The following is a 22911-nucleotide window of genomic DNA, read 5'->3' on the forward strand; positions in this document are numbered from 1 at the left end:
AGGTGATGGATGGGTTCAGTGCAAGTGTGTCAGCGTGCTTTCCACGCCAGCAGACCGTATTTCGGGCTGAGCAGGTAGGCGAGGACGAACAACCCGCCGAGGACGATGACAATCGCCGGTCCGGGGCTGATGCCCAGGGTGCCGGAGGCCAGGACCGCACCGACCGAGCCGATGCCGCCGAGCAGGCCGCCACCCCAGAACAGCGCGGACGTCTTGTCCGTGAAAAGGGAAACCGTCGCCGCCGGGGTGACCAGCAGCCCCACGGAAAGCACGCAGCCGACCGCCTGCAGGGAGGAAACCAGCGCCAGCACCAGCAGGGCGAACACCAGATACTGGATGAACCGCACGTGGACCCCCTGTGCCGCCGCCACGTTCGGCTCGAACAAGGTCAGCAGGATGGGCCGCATGAGCAGGTTGGTCAGGAAAAGGATGACGGCGCCGATGCCGAACGCGATCCACAGGTCGGTGTTGCCGACGGCGATGATGTCGCCGAAAAGCCAGTGCTCCAGTTCCTGCCGGGTATCCAGCTTCGGCAGCAGGGCGATGCCCCCGGCGAAGGCGGTGGTGTAGAGGACCGCCAGTGCGGTGCCTTGCTCCACACGGTTCCCCCGCGAAACGGCCACCGATCCCAGGCCTACCATCAGCGCGGCGAACAGCGCGCCCAGGAAGGCGTTCCACTGGCTGAGCGCCCCCGTGACGAAGATGCCCAGGGCGATCCCCGGCAGCATGGTGTGGGAAAGGGCGGAAACGGACAGGGCGTTGCGCCGCAGGATGACGATGCCACTGAAAAAACCGTTGGTGAAGCCGATGAACGCGGCGGCGGCAAGCGCCCGCTGGAAGAAAGGATTGGTGAGAAGCTCGGGCATGGTGTCCGGGTTCAGGCCGCGAAGGTTTCGGAGATGAGGGTGGGCGTCAGGATTTCCCCGACCGGGCCGAAGGCGATGGAGCTGCGGTTGAGCACCAGCGCCTCGTCGAAGAGCAGGGGCACCGTGTTCATGTCATGGTGGGAAGCGATGACCAGGCGGCCTTCCTTGGCCAGCCGTTCGAGCAGCGTACCCAGCAACTGCGCCGCATTCCGGTCCAGGCCGGTGAACGGCTCGTCCAGCAGCAGGACGTGGGCTTCCTGGGCGAGCGCACGGGCCAGGAACGCGCGCTGTTGCTGGCCTCCGGAAAGCTCGCGGATCTGGCGGTGCTGGAGATCATCCAGGGCGAGCGAGCTCAGCGCGGCATCAACGGCTTCCTGGTCCTTCGCGCTGAAACGCTTCCACCAGCCGGTTTGGGGATAGCGGCCCATCTCGACCAGACCGCGGACGGTGATCGGGAATGCCCAGTCCACCTCCTCGCGTTGGGGCAGGTAGGCGAACTCGCGCGACCACTTCCGGACGTGGGATCCACGCCAACTGATGGTCCCGCCGGTCCGGGGAACCAGCCCGGCGATGGCTTTCAACAAGGTGGATTTCCCCGCTCCGTTCGGACCAATGAGGGCCACGCGGTTGCCGCAGGAGGTCGCCAGCGAGATGTCCTCCAGCGCGACCACCCGCCGGTAGGAGACTGACAGCCCCTTGATCTCCAGCTCATGGTGATGGCTGTGATGGGCGCAGCAGGAATGGTGTTCGTGGCTCATCTCAGGGAAGTTCGAAAACGTCGTCGATGTCGCCCTCGGCATCGAACACATGGGTGATGGTGGGTTTGCCGGCGGGTTCCAGCACCAGCTTCGCGAAACGGTGTTCGCCGGCGGCGGCGGGGGTTTTCCAGCGGACGGTCAGAAAGAGCGGGGCGTTGGGGGCGGTTTCGAGAACGCCGGACAGTTCGCTGACGGCGGGGTGGTCTCCCGCGGACAGTTTCACCTCCGCCGTTTCCGCGGAGACGGTCAGCCGGTAGGGCAGTCGCTGGCTGGAGGGTTTGCTCTCCGCCGGGGTCGCCTGCAAGGGCGCTTTCTCCGGTGCCCGGGCGGAGGTCAGGCGCACCAGAACCGCCGCTGACGCGATGAGCAGCAGCACGATGACGATGGAGCGTAGCAATGGGGATCCCCGCACGGCGAAAAAGTGTCGCAAATGGACCGCTATTGCAAGCGGGTTGCGGAAAGTTCTCCCCCAGGTGGTGGTTTTCTCTGGAAATCTGTTTCCCCGGCAAAGCATCTTCGCTGCATGGGGATGACTCGGTTTCAAAAACTGGCGACAGCGGCGCTGGTTTCTCTGATGGCGCTGATCTGTGTCGGTGCGGTGGTCAGGGTCACCGGGGCGGGCCTGGGGTGCCCGGACTGGCCGCGCTGCTGGGGGAAACTGGTGCCGCCCGCCTCCGCGGATGAGATCGACTTCGACAAGCTGCCGATGGAGAAATTCCGCCGTGCGGCCGAGAAGCAGGGCCTCGATCCGGCGACGGTCACGATCGAAAGCCTCCATGCCGAGTTCAACGTGACACACGCATGGACGGAGTATCTCAACCGGCTTTCCGCCACTCCTGTTTCCATCTTCACCATCGCTACGTTCGTCGCGGCGTTCTGGCAGCGGAAAAAGCGTCCGCTGGTGTTCTGGATGGCCTTCGCCTCCCTGATGCTGGTGATCGTGAACGCGCTGGTCGGCGCGATGGTGGTGTCATCCCGCCTGAAGCCGGTCATCATCACCACCCACCTAGCGCTGGCCATGGTGATGCTGGCGACCCTCACCTACTGCGCGTGGCGAGGGACGGACACCCCGTGGAGGATCCGCCTCAAGGGCGGGGCGGGGTGGGTGAAATGGTCCGTGGCCATCCTCGTGCTGGTGGTCGCGGCGGAGGGCATGATCGGCTCCCAGATCCGGGAGATCACCGATGAAATGGCCAAGGCCCACGTCGGCCAGGCACGGGATCTGTGGATCGACGAGCTGGAGCAGGCGGCGGTTTATCTTTTCCACCGCAGCTTCTCATGGGCGGTGCTGGCGGCCTCCATCTGGGCCTACTGGATGAGCGAGCGGTTCCGCGAAGGCGGGGCGGGGCGCGTGGAGAAGGCCGCCACCGGCATCGTCCTCATCCAGATGGTCCTCGGCATGGTGATGTCGCAGGTCCACATCTACCAATGGGTGCAGGTCGTGCACGTGGGCTTGGCCGCGGTGCTGCTCTCACTGGTCATTCTCTGGTGGCTGGGCCTGATGGGCCAAGGCCGGGATAAAGCCCCCGGAGCTTGATGTGATCCGCCACGGCGGGATGGAGGTGGTTCCTTTCGCCCTGCCGGATGGCAGTGGAGGATGCGGGATGTTCTCCCGTCACCAGATGCATGCGGTAGCCCTCGCGGGGTGCCGGATGGTCATTTCGGGCGAGCACGATGAACTCGACCGCAGCGGCCAGTTTCTCCGGATGTTTCCACGTGGGCAGGGCGGCCCATTGGTCGCCGCCCATGATCCAGAACAGGTGGTCTTCCGGGAACCTGGCATGCATCCGCTCTGCGGTGAGGTAGGAGAAATTCGGCCCTTCGCCGGTCAGTTCGATGTCGTCCACCACGGCCCACGGAAGGCCGGCGGTGGCGAGTTCCAGCATCTCCAGACGCTCGGCCGGGCTGGCTGGATGGCTGCCGGTCTTGTGCGGTGAGATCTGGCAGGGGATGAAGCGCACCTCGTCCAGCCCCACCGCCGTGCGGGCGAGGTCCGCGAGATGCACATGCCCGAGATGGACGGGATCGAAGGTGCCACCGAACAGGCCGATCTTGCGGGGAACGCTCACCGGGGCATTCTCCGGGGAAATCCCCGCCGGTCAATGGGCGAGGGGAAGCGTGATGAGGAATTTCGTTTCCTTTCCGGGGATGGAGGTCACCCCGACGGTTCCTTGGTGCGCCTCGATCGCGCGTTTGACGATCGAGAGACCTAGTCCGGTGCCCTTGATCTCCTGCTGCGAGTGGTGCTTCTCCACCCGGTAGAACCTCCGGAAAATATGCGGCAGGTCCGCGCTCGGGATGCCCACCCCGCTGTCGGCCACCCAGATTTCGATCTTATCGTTCGTGGTTCTCGAACCGACTTCGATCTGAAGGCCGGGACGGGGGTTCTGTTTGAGCGCATTCTCCACCAGATTGAAAAGCACCTGGGTGAAGTAAAAGCGGTCGCCGTGGAGGACCACGTCCGGATCTGCCAGATTGACGTTCACGGTGGCGGAGTGCTCGCGGATGACGGACTCCAGACGCTCCAGGATGTCACTGATGCAGGAACGGATCCTGAACGGCTCGATCTTGAGCGCATTGGCCTCTCCGGACTCCAGCCGGGAAATGACGAGCATGTCCTCCACGATGCGTGAGATCCGTTCCGTGTGCTTCCTCATGATTTCCAGGAAACGGCGGGCCATCGCCGGTTCGGAGAGCATGTCATCCTCGATCAGGTTTTCGAGATAGCCGTTGATGATCGCCAGCGGGGTACGGAGTTCGTGGGAGGCATTTGCGACGAAATCCTTCCGGATCTGTTCCAACTGGTGCTCCGCCGTCACGTCCCGGATCACCACGCGGATGACCGGCATCTCATTCTTGGAAACCGCCAGCGGAGCCGCGTCGATGACCCAGGCGTTCACCCCCCGCATCTCCTGGTCGCCCCGCGGCGAGGTCTGCTGGCTCAGCACCACTTGGGATTGCACCGGCTCACCGGACTCCAGGCAGAGGAAAAGCGGCTGCGACAACCGGGGATCGAGGAACGCCTCGCGGACCGGCCGTCCGGTCAGTTCCCGCCCGCCGAACATGGCGGAGGCCGCCTTGTTCGCAAAGCGGATGACCGAGTTCTTGTCGATGAGGAAGACCGCATCGCTCAGGGCATTGAGCAGGCGGTCGCGCTCGCCACGCGCCTGGTCGAGGTCGGCCTGGAGGCGGGCTTTCCACCCTTCGACCTCGCGTTGGTAGGCTGCTTGTGAAATTCTCAAACGGATGATGATGAAGACCAGCGCGGCGAATGCACCGGCAATGAAGGTGATGGTGGCTGGGTGATTCATCGTTCGGCGGCGGCCATGCAATAACCGACGCCCCGGACAGTTTCAATCCATGCTCCGTGGTCCCCCAGCTTTTGCCGGAGGCGCTTCATGTGGGTGTCGAGCGTGCGGCTGTGGACCTCGTCGCTGTATCCCCACACCGTCCTGAGCAGGTCATTGCGGTCCTGCGGCTTGCCGGAGCGTTCGCAGAGATACAGGAGCAGCTTGAATTCCGTGGAGGTCAGATCCACCGGCTCCCCGTCGAGGTAGAATTTGAGCGCGTTCTTGTCGAAACGGAACGGACCGTAGGTGAAATCCACGGCTCCCGGAGGGGCTTCCGAGCGCTTGAGGATGGCCTGCACCCGCAGCATGAGTTCCTTCGGGCTGAACGGCTTCGTCAGGTAGTCGTCCGCGCCCACTTCCAGTCCCTGGATCCTGTCCTCCGTCTGGGCCCGTGCGGTCAACATGATGACCGGCGTGTTCACCGTCCGGGTGTCCCTCCGCAGTTCCCGGAAGACGGCGTATCCGTCACGCCCGGGAAGCATCAGGTCCAGGATGATCAGGGCGGGCCGCTCCTTGAGGGCGATCTCCGTTCCGGCGATCCCGTCGTGGGCTTTCAATACCTCGAATCCGTTTCTCTGGAGATTGAACCCGATCAGATCCGCGATGTCCCTCTCGTCCTCGACGACCAATATCTTGTGCATCGGAGGGATTTGTAACAGGGCGTCCGCGCTCATGAGAAACGGGGTAATGTGACAGATCGGTCACATCAAGTCCTGGGAAACGTAGGTTCCGGGCTGGGTGGTGCGGGCCAGGCCGATCTTCACGCCGGCCGCGATGGAGGTGTTCACTCCGGTTTTCACTCCATCACCGATCATGGCTCCGAGCTTGAGTCTGCCGGTATTGATGGATTTTCCCTGGATGGTGGAAACATGCTGCCGTCCGTCATGGCGGTGGTTCTCCGTGGCGGTGCCCGCTCCCAATGTGACATGGGTGCCAACTATGGAATCACCCACGTAACATTGTCGTGAGATATAGGTGTTGTTATAGATGATGGAATTTTTCACCTCCGCACCATTTCCGACAAAACAGTTCGCGCCGATGCTGGTCGCACCCCGGATGTAGGCGTTCGGCCCGATCTGGCTGTTCGGTCCGATGAGGACCGGACCTTCGATGACGGTGCCTGGCAGGATCCGGGAGCCTTTGCCCAGCCGGACCACGCCGGTGAGGGTGGCGAGCGGGCTGACGTCACCCAGCAGGGAGGTTTCATCCATCATCGCCAGCACTTCCTCATGCATGCGCAGCAGGTCCCATGGATAGACGACGGGGAAGCAATCCGCATCGGTGACGATCTTGTCAGTTACCTGTTCGGGATCCTCATTTCCCTTCCATGCCAGGATGGAGCCGTCGGAATCACATAGTTTCGCGGCCCCGGGGCTGCGGGCGAGGATCATCAGCGCACCGATCTCGATCCAGGTGTCGATGGGGATGCGGATGGTCCGCGGGCAGGCCTCCGCCGGTGGAATCATCTCGAATCCGGCCCGGACCAATTCGGTGGAGAGGAGATCCCGCATCGGAATGTTCGCAATCAGGCAGGTTCCAAGCTCCCGGTTGGAGGTGATGGGCGCACAGTAAGTGGGGTTTTTCGGAGGCAGCAATGTCGCTTTCATGGGCTTTCTATCAATTTCAGCACAGAAGCCGTCAGACTCACGCTTTTTCATCAACCTGGTGAGGATTTTCCTGCCGATGCAGATTGCCGGTGAGGGTTGCACGGTGCATGGATGATCCTCCGTGATTCAGCCCTATTCCCCGGAGTTACGGCGGGTGCGGGGATGGTACAAAGCCTGCGCGTGGAGGGGTATGAAAGTCGCGGGAGACACCTTGAAAGGAAAGACCGCCCTGGTCACCGGCGCGGGATCGGGAATCGGCAGGGCCGCCGCGAAGCTGCTGGCCCATGCGGGGGCCAAGGTGGCCGTTCTGGCGAGATCGGAGGATGAACTGCTGAAAGTATGGTCCGAGATGGGAGGGGCGGAGGCGGGACATCTGATGTATGTCGCGGATGTCTCGGACGAGGAGGCCATGAAACACGTGTTCAGCGGAATCGCCGGAGTATGGGATGGACTGCAGGTCGTCGTGGCCAACGCCGGGATCAACGGCACATGGGCACCCCTGACGGAGATCTCCCTCAAGGAATGGAATGAAACACTGGCGATCAACCTGACGGGTACCTTCCTGACGGTAAGGGGTGCGCACCCATTGCTGAAAAAGCGGGGTGGCTCCGTGGTCGTCGTGTCCTCCGTGAACGGCAACCGGATGTTCAGCAATACGGGGGCGACGGCCTACTCCTGCTCGAAAGCGGCCCAGACCGCCTTTGCGAAGATGACCGCCCTTGAGTTCGCGAAGGATCACATCCGGGTGAATGTCATCTGCCCGGGCAGCATCGAAACGGACATCGATGACTCTACTGATGAGCGGGGATTGGATGCCATCCGTCAGGCAGCGGAGTATCCGGACGGGGAGGTGCCATTGACCGGCGGCGGGCCGGGAACCGCCGGACAGGTCGCGCAACTGGTGTGGTTCCTCGTTTCCGATGCCTCCAACCACATCTCAGGCACCGAAATCTACATCGATGGCGCCCAGTCGTTGTTGAAGGGCTAAGGGTGCCCGTGGCGGCTCACTGGCTCTTCTGGCGCAACTGCTCCAGGCGGGACAGCGGCTTGTCTCCGGGAGCCGGTGCCGTGGCGGCGGCTGGTTTCTGGTCATCCGCCTTTGCCACCACCGGGGCGGCGGGCTTGTCGATGCGCAGGGTGCTGCCCTTCGCCGTCTGGTGGATCACCATCTGGCCGTTGAGCGGCACATTCACCTTGCAGAAGATCGCGTTGTGCTTGCCCACCGTCGCATCCGCGGCGATTTCTAGCGGGAACGTCACCTCCGTCTGGTCCTTGGTGAAAGTCTGGGGAGGGCATTTGACTCCGTGGGGCAGGCCGATGAGTTCGACGGTGGCGTTGCCTTCGAAGTCCTGGTGCTTCTCGATCTTTCCGACCATCGAGATTGGGCGGCCCTGCTCGGTGGCGGCCAGATCGAAGCCCAGGGCGACCATCGGGTCGGAAACCTTGAGGGTTGCGAAACCGGAGGAAATAAGGACCGGACCGTCGGCTGCCTTTGCTTCCGCCAGGACACACACCGGCCATTCACCGGTGGCGGCCTCAGCATTGGCGTTGAGTTCATAGATCGCCTCGGACTTGTCGCCGGGGATTTCCACGGTCACGGGAGCGCTGATGCCCGGTGAGTTCCACAGGAACCTGACGGAAATGGGTTCCTTGTAGTCGGCGGCACGGGCCACGGTGACTTTCAGCGGGATGATCCCGTCTTTCACCACGGGAACGGCAGGGGATTCCAGCTCCAGCTTGAAGGGCATCTCTTTGACCACCGCTGTGGCGATCTTGTCGAGGGTCACGCCGTGGTAGGTCCCCTGGTTGTTGATCTCGATGTGCGCGATGGTGTCCAGCAGCGGGCCGGACACCGCCGGGACGTTCTCGCCGGTGGACTTCACCGTGAAGGTGGTGAGCGACGAGCCCAAGGGGGCATCTGGCGCCGCCTCGAAAATGACGGGGAAGCTGGTGACGTTTTTAGGGATCAGCGGACGGTGCATCGTGATCCCGGGAGGGAGTGATGCTGCCTCGAAGAGGACGTCACAGGCGATGTTCTGCTTGGCGACGTTGACGACCGCCGCATAACGGTTGCCCTTCGCCACGGAGATGGTCTTCCACTTCTGGCTGTTGTTCCGTTCCACGGTGGGCAGGGAAGCGGCGAGGGATTCCGTCCGCCTCACGACTTCCACCCGGTAGCTGAAGTCGGCTCCGCCACGTTTCAGTTGGTCGGAGATCTCGATGAAATACTCGCCATCCGCCGGGCAGGCCCATGGGAGCTTGCTGTCGGGGGTTCCGCCGTTGTCGTCGTTTCCGCCGAGTTTCTTTCCCTCGGAATTGTAGAGGCTGAGGACGGAATCGACGGGAGATCTCAGCTCCCGGGCGACCACCTGCAGGACGAGCGCATCGCCCTTCTTCGCGGTGAACTTGAACCAGTCCGACTTCTGCGGCTCGGAGAGGACCCCGTGGGCGGCGCTGGGGATGGGCGGCATGGCCACCGCGGCTTTCAGCTCCTGGTTCGCACCGGTTTCCGCCACATGTTCGAGCGGGGATACGGTGATCCAGTGGGGGGAGGGGGACATGAGTCCGTCCTGCTCCGGAAAGATGGGGAATGGGGACACCGCATCCGCAGGGAGGGTGACGGTCTTCTTGATCACACCGGAAGGATCCCCGACAAAGCTGAATTCCAAGGTCTCGCCGGGCTTTCCTCCCAGCGGATAGACCGCGGTCGGGCGCGGGAAGGTTCCGATGTGGAGGCGGTACTGGCAGGCGTCATTGCCTTCGTAAGCCGACTCGCGGACGACCACGCGGTATTCCCCGTCCTCCGGCGCGATGGCGGAGACGAAGGAATCCGCCTTCAGGAGGGCGGTGTCGTCGCTGGCCGCGATCTCGAACCGCTTTGGATCCAGAATGGCCACATAGGTGTCGAACAAGGTCCGGCCCAGCCGCATTCCTTCCACTTCGACGGAGATGCGCTGGCCCTTCTTGAGGGAAACCAGGAAAAAGTCCTCGTCCTCCGACTTCACCACCCCGGTGATGGTGTTGTTCAGTTCAATCTTCTGGGGCTGGTCGAAGCTGTTGTTCGGCTCCACCTCCGCCACGGCGGGGAACTGCCCGACGAAGAAAGACTTGAGGATGGACAGCCCGCCAGCCGTCCGGAGGCGCATGGAATATTCGCCCAACCGCGCGTCCGGGGCGATGGTGACCTTCGCGGTGACGTTGTTGTCGTCCTTCGCCTTGAGGTCGGAGATGGTGATCCCCGGCTCGTAGCAAAGGATTTCCTGCACATCCCCGATGCGCTGGCCGGCGAAGACCACTTCCATTTCCGTGCCACGCTGGCCTCCGCGGGGGAGGATGCCGTTGAGCACGGGGGAAAAGCCGGCCGAAGCCGCCGCAGTGAACGCAAAGAGGCTGGTGAGGGCGAGTTTCACGGCTGGGAAAACTTACGCTTTCTTGGAAAGGAGGGAGTCGAGCACGTGACCTCCATCCACGATCTCGATCGGCCGGTTGCCCGGGGACATCAGTTCCTTGTCCGCGGTGATGCCGATCTGGTTGTAGATGGTGGTGGCGAGATCCTCGATGCCCACCTTGTCAGTTTCCGGTTCGCCGCCGAGGGCGTCGGAGGAGCCGTGGACGTAGCCGCGCTTCATGCCGCCGCCAGCCAGGACGGTGGAGAACACCCGCGGCCAGTGGTCCCGGCCGGCGGTGTTGTTGATCTTCGGCGTGCGGCCGAACTCGGAGGTCACCATGACGAGGGTGGTGTCCAGCATGCCGCGTTCATCAAGGTCGTTGATGAGGGCGGCGATGGCCTTGTCCACGCTCGGCATATTGTTGTCCATACCGTTCTTGATGTTGTCGTGGTGGTCCCAGCCACCTGCGGTGAGGGAGACCATGCGGACACCGCCTTCGATCAGGCGGCGGGAGAGCAGCATGCGCTGGCCGGCCGCGTTCTTGCCGTATTTCTCCTTCATGGCATCCGTCTCCGCCGCGAGGTTGAAGGCCTCCCGGGCCTTCTGCGAGGAGATGAGCTTGTAGGCGTGCTGGTAGAAAGCGTCCATGGAGTCGAGCGCGTCGGACGACTCCAGATTGCGGAAGTGGTGGTCCACCGTGTCCAGCAGGGAGCGGCGTCGGTTGAAGCGCTTGTCATCCACGCCGGTCGGGAGGTTGAGGTCCCGGACCTGGAAGTTCGCGTTGCCCGGGTCGGAACCGAGGGCGAACGGTCCGAAGGCGGAGGAAAGGTAGCCGGAACCGGCATATTCGTTGGGCACGGATGGCACGCAGACATACGGCGGCAGGTCGTTCCTGGAGCCGAGTTCGTGCGAGATGACGGATCCGAAGGAAGGGTACTCCAGCGCAGGGGACGGACGGTAGCCGGTAAACATGTTGTGCGTGCCGCGCTCGTGGGCGGCTTCGCCGTGGGACATGGAGCGGATGATCGTCAGCTTGTCCGCGATCTTCGCCATTTCCGTCATCTTCTCGCCGAACTGGACGCCCGGGAGGTTGGTGTTGATGGCACCGAACGGCCCGCGGTATTCGGCGGGGGCGAGGGGCTTGGGATCGAAGGACTCCTGGTGGGCGAGGCCGCCGGGAAGGAAGATGTGGATGATGCCCTGGGCAACCGGTTCACGCAGAGCATAGGTCTTTGTGTCGCCGAACGCGCGGTCCCTGAGGAACTGTGGCAGCGTGAGGCCGAGGCCTCCGAGGAGTCCGACGTAAAAGAACTCCCGGCGGGAGGAGTAACGCTCGAGTGGATTGCCTGGGCAGACGTGCTTCATAAAGTGAGGTTGGGTTGGAAGGCGACAAAGGCGTTACTGCAGGGAGTTGAAATAAATTTCATCCAACTTGAAAATATTTTTCCGGGCTTCCCGCCGCTCGTTCGGGGTTGCGGAAAGGCGGCAAACCGCTAAAGAACAATTCGATGGGTGCGCACGATACCGCGGTGTTCAATGTCATCGGGCTGATCGGCCCGGGGGGGTGTGGTTCGGTGTGCACGGCTGAGGACTCCGTCGGCACCTTGGTGGCGGTGAAATATTTCGAAGGGATGGCCATCCGCCGGAGCCTCCTTTCCTCCATGCTGGGGCGCCTGATGCAGGATGGGTGGCCGCAGGGGGTGGTGCCCATCCTTTCCAGTGAACTGGAGGGCCGCCCTGCGATGATGGTGATGCCCCTGCTGGCGGATACGGACGCGGATGGAACCCTCCTGCCCCGCTCGCTGCAGCACCGGTTGGACCGCTTTCCGGAGGAGGACCCATGGGAACTCCTGATGCAAGTGGGCCGTGCGCTGGCGGCCATGCATGAAAAGCGGGTGGCCCACGGCAACCTGAAGCCGGGCAACATTTTTTTCGATCAATCGGGCAAGGTCCTGCTTTCGGACTGGGCGCTCGGCAACATGCCGGGGGTGTCCCATCTGGAGTTCACGGATGCGCTCCTCTACCAGCCGCCGGAGCAACTGCGTGATCCCGGTGGCTATCTGGAGGAGGCGGGCTACCGCTGGGATGTCTTTGCCTTCGGGGTGCTGGCGTTCCGCCTGATGACGGGGCAGTACCCCCGCTGCAATGATACCTTCATCAAGGTGGCTCCCCCGCAGGGCGAGACACGGCGGGAAGGGATCCATGCGGACCTGCCGAAGATCGCAAAAAATCTCGAAATCAACCCGGGTTTCGCGTGGCCGGCCCCACCCGCGAACAAGGAGGAGGAGGGCAGGCGGGAGTGGATCGACCGTTGCCTGCAACTGGACCCGGGCATGCGGCCGTCGTCCATGGCGGAGGTGCTGGCGGGTTTTGAGACCGGGGAGCACCGGCTCGCCGCGGAGCTCGAGCGGGACTCCCTGCTCGACCGCATCCGTGGAGCGGAAAGGAAAGCCTCCCGGTGGTGTGTCGCCGCGTGTCTGGCCGGTGGAGCCTGTCTCGTGCTGGGGGCGCTCTGGCAGTTGGCTGCGAACCAACGGGATGCCGGGATGAAGTCGCGGGTGGAAGAGATGGCGGCATTGAAATCCACGGCGGACACGGCGGTGGCGGCGAGGGCTGCGGCGGATGAAGCTGCAGGCGAGGCAAAGCGGGATCTGGATTATGAACATAGGATCGGGATCGCCCGGTTGGAGGCCTCCCGCCTCATCGGCGACCGCCTGTTTTCATGGGCGATGGAGAAAGGCCACCGCAAGCTTCCTTCCCTGGACGGCCGGGTGGAGCGGCTCAAGTCGCTCGAAAAATACTTCGAGGACTTTCTCGGGCGGATCGGGCGGATCCCGGAACTGGCGGACGAGCGGGCGCGCATCCAGCTCCAGCTCGCGGAGATTTCACTCGCGGCGGGGGACTCTGAAAAGGCGATATCCCGGCTCAGCAAGGTTCCGGAAGCATGGAAAGATGTCCCGGCGGACGAGGAGTTCCGGTTCCGGATGGCGACGAACCGCCTGTTGCTCGCCCTGCTGTTGAAGTCGAACAACGATCCCCGGATGGGGGATGCGTTCACGGCGGCAAGGAAGGCCCTGGGTGAAGTGCGGAAGGAAGAGGTGGATGCCGAGCGGCTGCAGCAACTGCTGGCCATCCTGGATTTCCATGAGGCCAACCTGCTCTCCGCCCGCGGGGATATGGCAAAGGCGCTCAGCCAGCTCATGTCCGCCACGCAGAGCCTCAACCGGCTGGCTGCGGAAAGGCCGGACTCCGTGGTGCTCCGTTCGGAACTGGCCAGATGCTACCTTTCTTCCGCGACCATCCTGGAAGGCATGGGAAATCTCGGGGACGCGCGGGAAACCCAGATGCTGGCCGCCCGGGAGATCTCGAAGATGCTGAAAGACAACCCGAAGGACCCCGGGCTGAGGCTGGATCTGGCGGGATGTTTCGGCTTGATGGCGGAGGCCGCCCTGTTTTCAGGAGACACCACCGAAGCGGAGGCAAGATCGACCGAAGCGATCCGCATCCTGCAGGAATTGTTGCGCGAGCAGCCTGACCATGTGGAGGCGGGTTGCAGGCTCGCATCACAGATCGGACTCAAGGCGGGCCTCCTGCGGGACAAGGGGGAGACGGATGCCGCGCTCGAATCGTTCGATGAGGCGCTCCGGATGTTGGAGGGGCTTTATGCTTCACACCCGGACAACCCGTTGGCCGGTTACCGGCTGGCGCTTCTCTGGTGGCAGAAGGGCAAGATGCTGGGCATGACCGGGAAGCGCGCGGAGGAAGTGGAACTCATCCGCCGGGCCCATGGCATGATGACGCGGTTGGAGGCGGACAAGAATCCCGGTGGTCCTCCGATGGAGAAGATCCAGAGATCCTCCGGCTATCTGCTGGGGGATCTGGGGCATGCGTTGCAGCTCGCGGGCAGAAAGGAAGAGGCGGTTGGTGCGTTTGCGGAATCCGTATCGTTCTGGGAGCGGCTGTTGGAAGCCCGCCCGAAGAGCGAGGAGTATCAGGAAAGCCTCGCCTGGTGCCGCCAGCGCATCAAGGAGCTTGAGTAAGGAGGGTTGGAATTGCGGCGGAGCCGCTATGTCCGCTCCCATTCTTGTCCTCCTGCGGCATCGGCGAATGAAAGGATAAGCTGATCTATCCTGTGATGCCTTTTGCCATGGGTTCCCATTGCAGCCGGTGGACAAGAGTGTCCACCCTTACTCCCTCACGGTGCTTCGGCGAAGGCCCGTGCGCTGCCCCGGCGCTGCACTTCATCCGGCATCCACGTCCATGGGTTCGCGCCCTTCTTGGTGAACACCGCCAGGCCGATGATGCCGACGTTCCTCGTATCGCCGTGGCGCAGGTTCGCGTAGGAGTTGGCGACACCGGAAAACTTGAAGGATGCGATGGAGCTGTCACTGGTGCGGAAGCCGCTGATGGTGACGGTTTTTCCGGGATCCACGATATAGCCGCGCTTCGAGAAGGAGGCGGTCCTGCCATCCATGACATCCAGACCATCCACACTGGCGACGATCTCCAGCGGAGACTTGCAGCGGTTTTTCACGACGATGGAGTAGCTGCCGTTCTTTTCACCCGCGACGAGGCGGCGGCCATGGCCCCACTCCTTGTAGGCGGGGAGAAAACGGAGGCCGCCCTTGATGCCCCACGCGACCAGACCACCGGCGGCCTGTTGCATGGGATCGGCGGAGGAGGGGAACCGCGCCATCGCCTTGATGCCGTCTTTGTCATTGTAGTAGATCGCGTCGATCCCTGCGGGCTTCGATGAGGCGCGGGTGAAGCCGACATCCCGGATGTGCGAGGCTTTCTCATCCCCCCAGCCGGTGGCCAGGCCGGGACGCCTTTCCTCACGTGCCGCATTGTTCAGGATCGCATCGATGCTGTTCCGGTTGACCGCTTGATCTCCGGACCGCAGCCCGCCGGACATGGCGGGTGGGGCTTCGTCTCCGACGACGGGGGCACGGGAGGGCAAGCCACCACCCGGACCGGAGCATGAGGGAAAGAGCAGGACGGCGACGGCTGCGGGCAGGATGAGAAACAGGTTGCGTTTCATTGTGCTAAAAAAACAGCATTTGAGGGCCGGGAGGTCAAATGTTAAATGCAGGATTTCCAGCATTTAAGTTGCGGAATTTTCAGCATTTCATAAATTGCCGCCATGAAGCGTCTGGAAGATGGTCAGGTTTCCCGCAGGGAGCGGCAGGTGATGGACATCCTTTTCCGCCTGGGGAAGGGGACGGCGCAGGAGGTGATGGATGAGCTGCCGGACCCGCCGAGCTACTCCGCCGTGCGTGCCCTGCTGGCCATCCTAGAGGAGAAAGGCCTGGTGAAGCATGCGAAGGAATCCCGCCGCTATGTCTACTCACCGGCGGTGCCGGAAAAGAAAGCGAAGCGGAACGCGTTGAAACAACTGCTGGCGACGTTCTTCGAAGGGCGTCCGGAAAAGCTGGTGGCCTCCCTGCTGGATCCGGAGGACCAGAAGCTGAGCAAGGAGGAGATTGCACGCATCCGCAGGCTGCTGGATGGGGACGGAGGTGCGTCATGATCGCGCTGCTGATCTTCTCCCTCCTCGCTGCCCTCGCCGTGTGGCTGGCAGGGAGGAAGGATCCCGCGCTGGACCCACGGCTCACCACGGTGGTGCTTTCATTGCTGGGCGTCTTTCCCGTGCTGCTGGTGGTGATGCCGAAGCTGATCGTGATCCCGCAACCATCGGATGAGACGCAGGGTTTCCCATGGAAGCTGTGGCTGGCGGCGGTGTGGGGGATCGGTTTTCTGGTGGAAATGTCGAGGTTGCTGGCGGCGTGGCGCAGGATCCGTGGCTGGGTCGGCAAGTCATCGCTGCTGGAGACGGTGGACGGTGTGGAGATCCGCAGCCTGCCTGGCCTCCGTGGTCCGGTAGCGGCCGGTGTGTGGGAGCGCATGGTGTTTGTCCCGGACGACTGGGCGCGGTGGGATGAGGATCTCAGGGCGATGGCGCTGCGCCATGAACTGGCCCATCACCGGCGGCGGGATCCACTGCGGCGGTGGATCGCGGGCGTCGCGGTGGCGGTGAATTGGTTCAACCCGCTGGTCCGCTGGATGGTGCGCCGCCTTCTCATCCAGTGCGAATACTCCTGCGATGAAACGGTGATCCGCAGCGGGGTGGAGGCACGCCGCTACGCGAAGGCGCTTTGTGACATGGCGGAGGACAGGCCGCTGAGAGGCCCCGCGCTGGCCATGGCGCAGCGCGGTGGTCTGGAGGCACGGGTGCGCAGGATGATGGAGCCACAGCACGACGACAGCGGCTTGGCCTCCGGAACGCTGATCTTGCTGGCCGTCGGTGCGGCGGCGCTGTTGGCACTGGCCGGGCAGGAAACCATCGCCGGCTACACCAGGGCGGAACTCAATCTCAGGAAAACAGCGGACCCATTTCCGGGGCAGTGAGGATCAATCGTGCGTCTCATCATTCACCAGCAGGGGCTGCTGGGAAGCGGCGGGGGAGCTGTTGCCGAGACCGGGGATGACCTTGCGGACGAGCTTCTTCAAGCCGGAGTCCGCGGCGTCGAGATCCGCCTCAGCCTGGCGGGCCGCCTTTTCCCATGCCGGGGCGAAGCCGGGGGCTTGCTCCCGCATGATGCGCACGGCGCCATCATAAATCTGGAGCTGGCGCTGCTCCGCGCGGCCGGGCTTCTGCTGGAGGGCGGTGTTATTGATCCGCAGCGTCTCATTCTGCTGGCGCAGGGACTCCAGTTCACGCTGGAGCGTCTCATTTCCGGAGGCGTTGATCTTGAGCTGCGTGTTCAGATGGTTCTGGAGGTCCTTCATTTCCCCATCCACGCGTTTCAGTTCCCGGGCCACGTTGCGGCGCGCGGTGAATCCGGCTTTCCAGAGGAAACCCGCGACCAGCAGGCCCAGCAAAAGGCCCCAGGTGAACGGGTGGGTGAGGATGTCTTTGAGTTCCATGGGATGGGGTCAAGGTTGGGGAATTGCTTCAACACCGGGTGTGGCAGGGGCGGCGGGTGCCGCGTCAGGCAGTGGCGCCGGATTCGCGGCGGGTGCTCCCGAAGGTTCGCCCGCATCCTGCAGCCGCGCAACGACATCCTTCGTGATGTCCGGGGCATTCTTCGCGTAGAGGAGGATGGGCACGCCGGTATTGCTGTTGGCGGATGAATCCAGCGCCACATCATAGCCCTGTTCCCGGGCGATGGTCCGTGCGGTTTCATCGATCTTCGTGAGGGAGGAGCGCATCGTGGTGACCATCTTGCGGTTGATCTCCTTTCTCTTCTCCGCGTCGAAGACCTGGAACTCCTCTTGCAGCGTCTGCCCCTCCTGGCGCTTGATTTCGTACTGCTGGGCCAGCTTGCGGAGCGTGTCATCCACCGGAGCATCCCGCTTTGCCTGGAGCTGGGCCTGGAGCTGCTTCAGTTCCTCCAGCACGTTCCGCAGGTGGACGGCGCGTTCATCCTTGAGGATCTCCGCCCTGTCTTTCTGCAACTCCAGCAGCATGGTATGGGTGGAGGTGAGGTTCTGGTAGATCTCCGTGATCCTGACGACCGCGAATCTGGGGGCCGCCACCGCGGGCATGACGAAAGCCAGGGAAAGCAGGATCAACGTGGTGGCGCGGAGCATGTCTGAGACTGACGGGGAAATCGCCTCTTGTCCACCGCAGATCAGGGGCTGCCGGACCCTCCTCCGTGGCACGCTGCCATTTTCTCAACTGCCACGAAAACCGGCACTTGCGAAGTTTCTTTCCCGGTGTTCATTGGGGACGGATGCCCCCGGATCAGGATAAGCATCCGTCTAACAACTTTTCAGAATCATGCCTACAGTCCGTTTTGCAGGAACAGTCACAGGAGAAAGAGACCCGAACCGCGAAATACGCGCCCGCTTGCTGGGAGAACTCTTTGCCGCCGGTTGGAACATCTATAACTCGAACGGGGACCAGCGGATCTCCCTTTCCAACATCGAGAGAAAGATCATCGAATCGGACGCCTTCCTGTTCACACCGGGAGCCACCCTGGAGGACCTGTTCAAGGCCGTCTCCATCTTTGTCGGCTACCAGACGCTGGACAAACATCTGGCGGGAAAACCCACCGTGCTGCTGAATACCGATGGATCCTGGGATCCGCTCTTCACGCTGTTCTCCCACCTGCGCGGACTGGGCACCATCCTCCAGGACCACACCGACTATCTGTTGATGACGGATGAAGTGGCGCAGGTCGTCCCGCTGCTGGAGACGGCCCGTTCACGTGGCGTGCCGGAGGTTCCGCACGAGCATATCGCCGCCATCTCGGCGGGTAGCTTTGAGAACCCGCCGCCCTCCGGACACCTGGGGAACGTCTGCGTCTTCTGTTCCGCCTCCATCGCGGATCCGGCCTACCTGGACGATGGCTACACCTTTGGCAGGACGTTGGCGGAGTCCCGGCTGGGCTGTGTTTCCGGTGCGGGGAACTCCGGCATCATGGGTGAGGTGGTGCGCGGGGCGGTGGAGGCTGGCGGATGGGCCGCAGGGTCCAACGTGCCGCACATCATCGAGCTGGAGGGGCTGCCCACAGGGCTGTCCAGCTTCTGGCTGAAACCGGACATCTACACCCGCATGGAGGTGATGATCGACAACTCCGATGCCTTCGTGATCTTTCCCGGCGGAGCCGGAACCGTGCAGGAGATGCTGGCGCTGATGATCTTCAAACAGCAGCGGAACCCCGCCGTGGACGGAAAGCCGGTCATCGTCTTCGACCGGAAAGACACCAACGGCACCAGCTTCTGGGGACCACTCATCGGCATGTTGGAACCATGGCACAGGGAAGGCGGCTTCGTCGTGGTGGAGGAGTTGGACCAGATCATCCCCACCGTACAGGCAATGATGCGGGGAGGTGTCAGGAAACTGAGCGCCTGAATCCTCATCCCTCCTTCCGGACTACCCTTGGTCTGTGATATACTGTCCGGCGTCCAGCGTTGCTTCACCCCGCCAGCGGTAGGCCACCAAGGGGCCGTTGATTCCCGCTCCGTGATCCAGGCAGGCGACATTTCCCTGCTCTGGTGCGGGAGGCAAGGTCGGCTCCTTCAGATAATGGCCGAAAAATACGGGGGGCGCGCCGGGATCATAACCTTCGAAGATGCTGAACACTGTTTCGTCCAGTGGAAGATCCGGGATCTGCTCATTCCACGGGAACACAACATCCCGGCAACTGATGCCCGCATGTGGCCTGTGCCACCATTTCGCACGGATGCGTTCCCTCGATGCTCCGCTTTCATCCCTGAAATACGTTCCCGCAGGAAGAGGCACTTCGATCCCCTTGAGCAGCGTGCTGATGGCGTGGCCGAATGGGATGTTGTCATCCGCTGCGTCGGTCAGTTGTTTCATGTCGGTCAGATCCACACCTCCCATGGCCCGGATGGCAGGAGCATGCCAGCACGCGTGGACAGCGCGGAACGCTCCCATATCGAGGAACAGCGGGAGCCGTTTCATCCACGGCAGCCAGACTTTCCGCCAATCGCTCTCCGGACTCCCATGATCCGGGAAATCATCGAGCGTTCCCTGATGCATCCGCAAATTATGGGGGGTATGGGAACGGAGCGGTGTTCCGGCAGGACCCGTGGTGTGGAAGCATATCGCATTGAACTCATGATTTCCCATGAGGCAGATCGCATGTTCCAGTTCCACCATCATCTTCACGGCCCTGAGGGTTCGTTTCACCCCTCCGGGAATTCCGTGTCCGGGTTTGGGATCCACCAAATCTCCGAGGAAGAGAGCCTTCCGCCCGGGAGGGGGAATGAAACCGTCTCCATGCCTGTGGTAGCCAAGACGGCACATCAGCCGCTCCAGCTTGTCGAATCTTCCGTGGATGTCTCCGATCACATCATAGCCGGTGGGCGCTTCATTCATGCAGGGAGGATACCCGCACCCTATTGGTCTGGATATTGAGGAAAGTGTCAGTTACATGACTTTGTAGTCATGAAAGAATTTGAACGGCTCTTCTCCATATCGGGTTTGTCACTGGACCGCATGAGGGCATTTCTGATGGTGGTCGGGGCTGGCGGCGTGTCGGCTGCGGCCAAGGGGGACCCCGTGAGGCAGTCCCAGTACTCCCGCCAACTGAAGGAACTCGAGGGATACTTCGGTATCCCATTGACACGCCTGGTGGGGCGGCGGATCCAGATCACCCCGCAGGGATACCGGCTGGCCGAAATAATCCGCCGCCATTTCTCCGAGCTGGATGATTTCCGGGAATCCTCCGCAGGCAGGCCGGTCTGTGTGAGGATCGGTGCACAGGGTAGTGTTCTGGATTGGCTCCTGCTTCCCACCTTGTCCGGCATCAGGGAAACATTGGGAGGAGCGCTCATCGAGTTTGAGCAACTCCGGAGCGCGGAGATCGTCGCGGAGGTGTCTGACGGTCGGCTTGATTTCGGCGTGGTGAGGGCGGACGCGGTGCACGCCGGGATGAAAAAATGGCGGCTGGGGGAACTCCGTTACTCCGTGTTCGCCCCGGTAGCGGTGTGGAGGAGCCATGTAAGCCCGGAAGAAGTGTTGGGAACGCTCGAGATGGGTGGTCTGTTGCCGGGAGGAGAGTTCCAGGGGAAGCTGGAGGAATGGTACTCGGAGCATGGGATCACGCCCCGGATCGTGGCCAGGATGCCATCCTTTCTCCAGGTCGCCCGGCTTACCAGGATCTCCGGTCTGCCCTCCGTCCTGCCCGAGATTGCTTCCGCCGAATTCGATCCGCGCCGGATCAGCGGCAGGAGACCCCGCTGGAAACTGGGGAGGGAATTGGTCCTCATTGTGAACCGTAGGGCGATCGATCGTTCGGGTATTCCGGATCGGGCGGTTGCCGGTCTGAAGGCACTGCTGTCAGGCACCCTGTCGGCATTTGAACATTGAGAGGGAAATACCTTGGAAAACCATCCAGTTCCCGCTCGTATGGCGTAGGAATCGCCAGTCATTTCATTTTGAAAATCGGAATCCTCGCCAACCCTGACAAACCCGGAGCAGTCAGCACCCTGAACGACCTCCGGCAGGCGCTGGAGTCCCGGGGCTGCACGACCATCCTGGATGATCAGGCGGCCAGGCTGATGGATGAACCCGGAGGCATCCCGGCCTCGCTTTTCGCACAGGAAGTGGACGTCGCCGCCGTGCTGGGTGGGGATGGTACCATGCTCAACGCCGTACTGCGGCTGGGCGACTTCCGCAAGCCGGTGGCGGGCATCAACATCGGCACCCTCGGCTTTCTCACCAGTTGCACGGATGAGGAGCTGGACGCCTTCGCGGAATCCATCACCAGCGAAAACTACCGCATCAGTGAGCGGACGATGCTGCAGGCCACCGTGCGCCGCTCCCGGAAAGGAAGCGGAGGTTTTCCGCCCTCAACGAGATCACCCTGGCCAGGGGGGAAACCACGCCCCTCGTCTCCGTGGGCGCTTCCGTGAATGGCGAGTTCCTGGAACTGATGTTAGGCGGACGGCCTCATCGTCGCCACGCCCACCGGTTCCACCGCCTACTCCCTCTCCGCCGGTGGCCCGCTCATGGACCCGGGCGCGAATGTATGGGTCATCACCCCCATCTGCCCTCATAGCCTGAGCCAGCGCTCGCTCGTCGTGGGGGATGACTCGGTGATCGAACTCTTTCCCGACGACCATGGCGATGGGGCGATGCTTTTCACCGCGGACGGCCGTGACAACACACTCATCGGCCCTGGCGATAGGATCGAAGTCCGGAAATCCCCGCGCTCGTTCAAGCTTCTCAGGCCGAACGGCGGCTCTTTCTACGAGGCGCTGCGGCAAAAGCTCCGCTGGCAGGGACTGTGATGGCAACTGGGACCGCGGAATTCATTCCGCCCCGGAGAATAAGCCGCAAAGCCCATGCGGACTGAATCCGGTGATCCGGTTCAGCTCGCCGCCAGCTCCAGCGTGACGTCGATCCGCGCGATCAGCCGGGAGCGCAGCCGCATCGCCAGAAAGGACAGTCGCTTCTGCTCCACCTCATAGGCACGGCGGCCCTCCGGCGTTTCGATCCGGATCGGATCACACCCCCACGCCGCCAGATCATACGGACTCGCCCGCATGTCCAGCGCGCGCAGCTCCATCGCCAGCTCGAAGCAATCCAACAGAAGCCCGGAGCCTGCCCAAGGCATCACCTTCGCGCACCACTTGTAGAGGTCCATGTTCGCATGCACGCAGCCCGGCTGCTCGTTCTCCAGCCGTGTCTCCAGCGATGGCAGCAGCCGGTTGAATCGCCTGGCTCCGGGAGCGAAAAATCGGAACGCATCGTGGTGGGAGCAGCAGATCGGGCGTGCCTCCACCAGCGCATCCACCTCCGCCTGCGGCAGCCGCAGCGATGCCACCTTCTCATGCCGCACCTCCGCGCCGCCATGGACCATCGCCCACTCATGCAGGCCATGGCAGGAAAAAAACGGCGGCCGGGACGCCGTCGCCGCCAGCAGCTCACGGATCCACGAAATGCGCCCGCGTTCCTTTTCCGTCATCAACCCCGGTTCCGCCGAAATCACTCCACCGCTCCGGACATAATGCCGTGGATGGAAGGACAGCCCCTCCGGTAACACGGCACCCTCCGGCCATTCCAGCGCCACACCCGCACCCGGTTGCCAATTCTCCAGCAGCGAGAGCGGGAACGGGTAATACTGGAACAGGAAATCCTCGATCGGGTGGGGGATCCCGCAGTCCTTCCGCCGCCGTGCAGGCCCCGTATGGCGCGCCACCCGTTCATGATGTGCGCGGGCCATCTCCCGCCATTCATCGGCGGAAAGAACGGTCATCAGGAGTGGGTGGTCCATCGTCGCCGCGAAAGAATCATAAAGTTCGGTTTAATGCAAAATTTCCCTTGCGAAGTCCGGAGTCCGCCCCTAAACATCCGGCCCCGCGACGCAAGTCGCATGGTTCCAACCGCGGGATGGAGCAGCCAGGTAGCTCGTCAGGCTCATAACCTGAAGGTCGTAGGTTCAAATCCTACTCCCGCAACCACC

23 protein-coding genes and 1 tRNA gene are annotated in these 22911 nt (G+C 62.7%); 10 read left to right on the top strand and 14 right to left on the bottom strand.

What is annotated here, in order from left to right; translation table 11 throughout:
• Nucleotides 1-29: 29 nt before the first annotated feature.
• Genes KF712_02910 through KF712_02920 form a run of 3 tightly spaced genes read right to left on the bottom strand, consistent with a single transcriptional unit; the run spans nucleotide 30 to nucleotide 2036 of the window.
• Nucleotides 30-866 (bottom strand): metal ABC transporter permease, encoded by an 837-nt coding sequence (locus KF712_02910; GenBank protein ID MBX3739916.1) that lies wholly within the window; start codon nucleotides 864-866, stop codon nucleotides 30-32.
• Between the two features lie 11 nt (nucleotides 867-877).
• The gene (locus tag KF712_02915) at nucleotides 878-1675 is read right to left on the bottom strand and encodes a metal ABC transporter ATP-binding protein (GenBank protein ID MBX3739917.1); all 798 of its coding nucleotides are present in this window, start codon (nucleotides 1673-1675) and stop codon (nucleotides 878-880) included.
• Complete coding sequence (locus KF712_02920) at nucleotides 1626-2036, bottom strand: hypothetical protein (GenBank protein MBX3739918.1); 411 nt, start codon at nucleotides 2034-2036, stop codon at nucleotides 1626-1628. Before KF712_02920 ends, KF712_02915 begins: the two co-directional genes overlap by 50 nt.
• Nucleotides 2037-2198: 162 nt before the next feature.
• Here KF712_02920 and KF712_02925 point away from each other — a divergent pair, with 162 nt between their 5' ends.
• Entirely contained in the window at nucleotides 2199-3161 is a 963-nt protein-coding gene (locus KF712_02925; protein MBX3739919.1) for a COX15/CtaA family protein, read from the top strand.
• Here the strand turns inward: KF712_02925 and nadD are convergent.
• From nadD to KF712_02945, 4 genes are read right to left on the bottom strand one after another with little or no spacing between them, the layout of a single operon-like run.
• Nucleotides 3103-3693: a nicotinate (nicotinamide) nucleotide adenylyltransferase gene (gene nadD, locus KF712_02930; protein ID MBX3739920.1), complete on the bottom strand. Its 591-nt coding sequence runs from the start codon at nucleotides 3691-3693 to the stop codon at nucleotides 3103-3105. The two genes, KF712_02925 and nadD, sit on opposite strands and share 59 nt — an antisense overlap.
• A gap of 30 nt (nucleotides 3694-3723) precedes the next feature.
• Nucleotides 3724-4935, bottom strand: a complete 1212-nt coding sequence (locus tag KF712_02935; protein ID MBX3739921.1) for a PAS domain-containing protein — start codon at nucleotides 4933-4935, stop codon at nucleotides 3724-3726.
• Nucleotides 4932-5615: a response regulator transcription factor gene (locus KF712_02940; protein MBX3739922.1), complete on the bottom strand. Its 684-nt coding sequence runs from the start codon at nucleotides 5613-5615 to the stop codon at nucleotides 4932-4934. The genes KF712_02935 and KF712_02940 overlap by 4 nt, the downstream gene beginning before the upstream one ends.
• A gap of 60 nt (nucleotides 5616-5675) precedes the next feature.
• Nucleotides 5676-6581 carry a hypothetical protein gene (locus tag KF712_02945; GenBank protein MBX3739923.1) on the bottom strand — a complete coding sequence of 302 codons (906 nt, stop codon included), beginning with the start codon at nucleotides 6579-6581 and terminating at the stop codon, nucleotides 5676-5678.
• Nucleotides 6582-6792: 211 nt separating this feature from the next.
• Between KF712_02945 and KF712_02950 the strand changes: the two genes are divergently transcribed.
• Nucleotides 6793-7569, top strand: coding sequence for an SDR family oxidoreductase (locus KF712_02950; protein ID MBX3739924.1), 777 nt, complete (start codon nucleotides 6793-6795; stop codon nucleotides 7567-7569).
• A 16-nt stretch (nucleotides 7570-7585) separates the two neighbouring features.
• Here the strand turns inward: KF712_02950 and KF712_02955 are convergent, their stop codons facing one another.
• Both KF712_02955 and KF712_02960 read right to left on the bottom strand, forming a co-directional pair.
• Complete coding sequence (locus KF712_02955) at nucleotides 7586-9991, bottom strand: PPC domain-containing protein (GenBank protein ID MBX3739925.1); 2406 nt, start codon at nucleotides 9989-9991, stop codon at nucleotides 7586-7588.
• 12 nt (nucleotides 9992-10003) lie between these two features.
• Entirely contained in the window at nucleotides 10004-11335 is a 1332-nt protein-coding gene (locus KF712_02960; protein ID MBX3739926.1) for a DUF1501 domain-containing protein, read from the bottom strand.
• Between the two features lie 143 nt (nucleotides 11336-11478).
• On the opposite strand from KF712_02960, the gene KF712_02965 reads away from it, so the two are divergent.
• Nucleotides 11479-14010 carry a protein kinase gene (locus tag KF712_02965; protein MBX3739927.1) on the top strand — a complete coding sequence of 844 codons (2532 nt, stop codon included), beginning with the start codon at nucleotides 11479-11481 and terminating at the stop codon, nucleotides 14008-14010.
• 155 nt (nucleotides 14011-14165) lie between these two features.
• Here the strand turns inward: KF712_02965 and KF712_02970 are convergent, their stop codons facing one another.
• On the bottom strand, nucleotides 14166-15011 hold the full coding sequence (locus tag KF712_02970; GenBank protein MBX3739928.1) for a hypothetical protein: 846 nt from the start codon (nucleotides 15009-15011) through the stop codon (nucleotides 14166-14168).
• A 102-nt stretch (nucleotides 15012-15113) separates the two neighbouring features.
• On the opposite strand from KF712_02970, the gene KF712_02975 reads away from it, so the two are divergent.
• Both KF712_02975 and KF712_02980 read left to right on the top strand, forming a co-directional pair.
• Nucleotides 15114-15500 (top strand): BlaI/MecI/CopY family transcriptional regulator, encoded by a 387-nt coding sequence (locus KF712_02975; GenBank protein MBX3739929.1) that lies wholly within the window; start codon nucleotides 15114-15116, stop codon nucleotides 15498-15500.
• Nucleotides 15497-16378, top strand: a complete 882-nt coding sequence (locus KF712_02980; protein MBX3739930.1) for a M56 family metallopeptidase — start codon at nucleotides 15497-15499, stop codon at nucleotides 16376-16378. Before KF712_02975 ends, KF712_02980 begins: the two co-directional genes overlap by 4 nt.
• A gap of 3 nt (nucleotides 16379-16381) precedes the next feature.
• Here KF712_02980 and KF712_02985 read toward each other — a convergent pair whose 3' ends face one another.
• Both KF712_02985 and KF712_02990 read right to left on the bottom strand, forming a co-directional pair.
• Nucleotides 16382-16897, bottom strand: coding sequence for a hypothetical protein (locus tag KF712_02985; GenBank protein MBX3739931.1), 516 nt, complete (start codon nucleotides 16895-16897; stop codon nucleotides 16382-16384).
• Between the two features lie 9 nt (nucleotides 16898-16906).
• The gene (locus KF712_02990; protein ID MBX3739932.1) at nucleotides 16907-17563 is read right to left on the bottom strand and encodes an OmpH family outer membrane protein; all 657 of its coding nucleotides are present in this window, start codon (nucleotides 17561-17563) and stop codon (nucleotides 16907-16909) included.
• 190 nt (nucleotides 17564-17753) lie between these two features.
• Here KF712_02990 and KF712_02995 point away from each other — a divergent pair, with 190 nt between their 5' ends.
• Nucleotides 17754-18830 (top strand): LOG family protein, encoded by a 1077-nt coding sequence (locus KF712_02995; protein ID MBX3739933.1) that lies wholly within the window; start codon nucleotides 17754-17756, stop codon nucleotides 18828-18830.
• 21 nt (nucleotides 18831-18851) lie between these two features.
• Here KF712_02995 and KF712_03000 read toward each other — a convergent pair whose 3' ends face one another.
• Nucleotides 18852-19820, bottom strand: coding sequence for a metallophosphoesterase (locus tag KF712_03000; protein ID MBX3739934.1), 969 nt, complete (start codon nucleotides 19818-19820; stop codon nucleotides 18852-18854).
• 69 nt (nucleotides 19821-19889) lie between these two features.
• On the opposite strand from KF712_03000, the gene KF712_03005 reads away from it, so the two are divergent.
• The 3 genes from KF712_03005 to KF712_03015 all read left to right on the top strand — a co-directional run bounded on the left by KF712_03005 (nucleotide 19890) and on the right by KF712_03015 (nucleotide 21736).
• A complete protein-coding gene (locus KF712_03005; GenBank protein ID MBX3739935.1) occupies nucleotides 19890-20813 on the top strand; it encodes a LysR family transcriptional regulator in 924 nt (307 codons plus the stop codon).
• Nucleotides 20814-20881: 68 nt separating this feature from the next.
• Complete coding sequence (locus tag KF712_03010; protein MBX3739936.1) at nucleotides 20882-21358, top strand: NAD(+)/NADH kinase; 477 nt, start codon at nucleotides 20882-20884, stop codon at nucleotides 21356-21358.
• 39 nt (nucleotides 21359-21397) lie between these two features.
• Nucleotides 21398-21736, top strand: a complete 339-nt coding sequence (locus tag KF712_03015) for an NAD(+)/NADH kinase (GenBank protein ID MBX3739937.1) — start codon at nucleotides 21398-21400, stop codon at nucleotides 21734-21736.
• An 80-nt stretch (nucleotides 21737-21816) separates the two neighbouring features.
• Here the strand turns inward: KF712_03015 and KF712_03020 are convergent, their stop codons facing one another.
• Nucleotides 21817-22722 (bottom strand): hypothetical protein, encoded by a 906-nt coding sequence (locus KF712_03020; protein MBX3739938.1) that lies wholly within the window; start codon nucleotides 22720-22722, stop codon nucleotides 21817-21819.
• A 110-nt stretch (nucleotides 22723-22832) separates the two neighbouring features.
• Here KF712_03020 and KF712_03025 point away from each other — a divergent pair.
• Nucleotides 22833-22909: transfer RNA gene (locus KF712_03025), tRNA-Met, on the top strand.
• Nucleotides 22910-22911 lie beyond the last annotated feature (2 nt).

The organism is Akkermansiaceae bacterium (assembly GCA_019634595.1).
Lineage (GTDB): Bacteria > Verrucomicrobiota > Verrucomicrobiia > Verrucomicrobiales > Akkermansiaceae > Luteolibacter.